This is a genomic window from Candidatus Neomarinimicrobiota bacterium (assembly GCA_022567655.1).
Taxonomy (GTDB): domain Bacteria; phylum Fidelibacterota; class SORT01; order SORT01; family SORT01; genus JADFGO01.
The window spans coordinates 1-3,240 of the sequence record JADFGO010000141.1; the positions used below are offsets into that span (position 1 = coordinate 1).

General features: G+C 42.5%; 4 protein-coding genes. All 4 read left to right on the plus strand.

Going from position 1 to position 3,240, the window contains the following annotated elements:
• Positions 1-347 precede the first annotated feature (347 nt).
• Positions 348-1,001 carry a nitroreductase family protein gene (locus tag IID12_10135; protein ID MCH8289441.1) on the plus strand — a complete coding sequence of 218 codons (654 nt, stop codon included), beginning with the start codon at positions 348-350 and terminating at the stop codon, positions 999-1,001.
• Positions 1,002-1,063: 62 nt separating this feature from the next.
• Positions 1,064-1,372 (plus strand): Dabb family protein, encoded by a 309-nt coding sequence (locus tag IID12_10140; GenBank protein ID MCH8289442.1) that lies wholly within the window; start codon positions 1,064-1,066, stop codon positions 1,370-1,372.
• A gap of 119 nt (positions 1,373-1,491) precedes the next feature.
• Positions 1,492-2,748 carry a SpoIIE family protein phosphatase gene (locus IID12_10145; protein ID MCH8289443.1) on the plus strand — a complete coding sequence of 419 codons (1,257 nt, stop codon included), beginning with the start codon at positions 1,492-1,494 and terminating at the stop codon, positions 2,746-2,748.
• A 107-nt stretch (positions 2,749-2,855) separates the two neighbouring features.
• A partial coding sequence (locus IID12_10150) for a response regulator (protein MCH8289444.1) occupies positions 2,856-3,240 on the plus strand: 385 nt, incomplete at its 3' end.

Genomic DNA, 3,240 nt, shown 5'->3' on the forward strand with positions numbered 1-3,240 from the left:
TTAATATCAACTATCATTCTGAGTCCGACTGAGATTCCTTCGTCGTCCCGAAACATGGGGACTCCTCGGAATGACAACGGCTTTCTATAGGAGTGCTTCCGGCGGCGGCCGGATGCCGCATCAACACAGTTGATGTTCCGAAGGTCACGAAGAACTCCATTGGAGCACTCCGATAACTCACTGTTGATATACTCCGAAGCGTTCTACACTCTCAAATAGTGAAAGTCTCCTGTTTCATCTGAGTTGGATCGCATTCGTAGTTGAAGATTTTTCTTTGAAGCTTTCATCATAAAAAATAGATTAACCGGAGCCTGCTCCGTTGACCGCTAAATAAATTGGGGATTTAGATGAAATTTGAAAACTTAGAGTTCAAACGACTTCCTGCCGATGTGATGCTGGAACGGTCATCTTCATATTTAAATGCTTTAAAGAACAGAAGAAGTATAAGAGAATTTTCAAACGAAATGGTTTCGGAAGAGCTGATAATGAATATTATCACAACTGCCTCTTCCGCTCCTTCCGGAGCGAATAAGCAGCCGTGGAAGTTCGTTCTTGTCAAGGATCCCAAAATCAAAACAGAGATCAGGATAGCCGCAGAAAATGAAGAAAAGGAAAACTACGAAAGACGATTTCCGGACGAATGGTTGAAAGACCTAAACCAGTTTGGAACAGACTGGCATAAAGAATTTCTCGAGGAAGCGCCGTATCTCATCGTTGTATTCAAACAGGTTTATGGAATAGAGGGCGAACAACACACAAAAAACTATTATGTAAATGAATCCGTAGGCATTGCGACCGGATTCCTTTTAACCGCAATCCACAATGCCGGCTTAGCTGCCTTGACTCACACCCCGAGTCCCATGGGATTCCTTGAGAAAATCCTTAACCGACCGAAAAATGAACGTGCATTTCTCTTGATTCCAGTGGGATATCCGAAAGAAGGAACGAAAGTACCGGTCCTGACTAAAAAGAGCTTCGACGAATTCGCCGAGATTGTTTGAATTATTACTTAATTAATTCTTCAAGAATAATTATGTTGAATAGAATATCATAGGACAGCCTGATGTATAAGCATATAGTGATGTGGAAACTAAAAGAGTCGGCGATGGGAAAATCCCGGGAAGAAAATGCGTTGATGATTAAATCGGAATTGGAAAAATTACCGTCGCTTATCCCTCAGATCAGTTCATATGAGGTCGGGATAAATGTGAGTAACACCTCCAGCGCTTGTGATATAGCACTCTGTTCGGAGTTTGAGACTGAAGATGATTTCGAAGCTTACCGCAACCATCCTGAACATACAAAAGTTGTGGAAACGATTCGAAGCGTTAGTTCTCAGGCGTATGTGGTCGATTACCCGTCTTCAATATGAAACTGATTCGCCGACTCACCGCCGAAAATCGATTGATAAATGCAGCAGGGGATTATATATTCGACTCTTAAGTCCTGATTCAAGATACTATAAAAAGGTGATTAACGGGTAAAGCAGTTATGGCGGATGATAACTTACAGACAGAGATTGACCATTTAACTTCTATCGTTAACGCTACGAGACTGATAAACTCGACGCTCGATTTAGACGAGCTTATGGAACAGATACGTAAAATTGCGAAGGACGAGCTAAATGCGGAGAAGGCAACTATATTCCTCGGAGATGAGGATAAAAGAGAACTTCATTCCGTGTACCTTGAAGATACCTACCTTGAAATCGACCTTCCGTTCGGATCCGGCATTGGCGGTATAGTTGCTGAAACAGGCAAAAGTCTTCTTATAGATGACGCTCAAAACGACCCTCGCTTCTATAAAGGTGTGGACGAAATTTCCGGTTACACTACACAGACTATCGTTTGTGCGCCCATGTATAATAAGGAACACAAACTCATCGGCGTATTTCAAGCGCTAAACAGTAAGAACGGCAAATTTTCGGAAAACGATAGACGTTTTTTGGAAGACCTCTCAATCCAGGCGGCTTTAGCCATAGAAAACGCGTTCCTTTATGCGGAAGCAAAGGAAAAGAAAAAACTTGAAGAGGATCTTGATCTCGCCCGGGATATTCAGAAGAAACTCCTCCCTCTTTCTGCCCCTGCGATAAACGGTTATGATATCGCCGGGATTAACATTCCCGCCCAGGCAGTAGGCGGTGACTATTTCGACTTCGTAAATATCGATAAAAAAAACCTTATCTTCGCGTTGGGCGACGTCTCAGGAAAAGGAATTTCAGCAGCGCTTCTTATGGCAAGCTTACAGGCAAGCTTCAGAGCTCAGTCTGCCGGCAATGTAGAAATTTCCGAAATGACTTCCGTTTTGAATAACCATATATGTAACTCCACGACTCCTTCTAAGTATATCACGTTCTTTTCCGGAATACTCGATATAGACAAAGGCGAAGTTCGATACTGCAACGCGGGGCATAACCCGCCGCTGATAATCAGAAAGCAGGGAGATGTGGAGAAGCTAAATACCGGCGGCATCCCGCTTGGATTCGTACCCGATTTTCAATACAGTGAAGAACTTGTTGATCTTGACGTGGGTGATCTTCTTGTCGTGTACTCCGACGGAGTAACAGAAACTTTTGACGATAAACAGAACGAGTTTGCTGAAAAAAATCTTACCGAGATTCTCTTGAATAATCTCGAACATGAGAGTAAGGAAATTATTGAGAATATACTCGATTCTTTAAAAGAGTTTTCAGGCGATGAGAATTTCGATGATGACGTTACTCTTCTTATCGTAAAACGCACTACCTGACCTCATACAAAGCAAAACAACCAATAAACCGAAATCTTGCTGTTGCATTTGAACCACATGACAATTATACTTATCACCCAGACAGAATAAAAACCGGATAATAAAAAATGGCTTCGATATTTGTAGTCGACGACGACAGCGTCATACGTGCAAATCTTCAGGAATTCCTTCAGATGGAAGGACATGAGGTTGAAACCTTCTCGAGCGGTGAGGATGCCCTTTCCCGGATAAGCAACGAAGTTCCCGACCTAATGCTGATCGATCTTCGGTTGCCGGGTATTGACGGGCTTAATCTACTTGAAAAAGTCAAAAACGAGTCACAATCAATACAGGTAGTGATTATTACAGGTCATGCCGATATTTCCTCAGCCGTCAAAGCTATAAAACTCGGAGCTCGTGACTATATAAAAAAGCCATTCGACATGGAAGAAATTTCTATCATTGTGCATAAGGCGGAATCCGCCGGAAAAATAGATGAACATCTGGCTTATC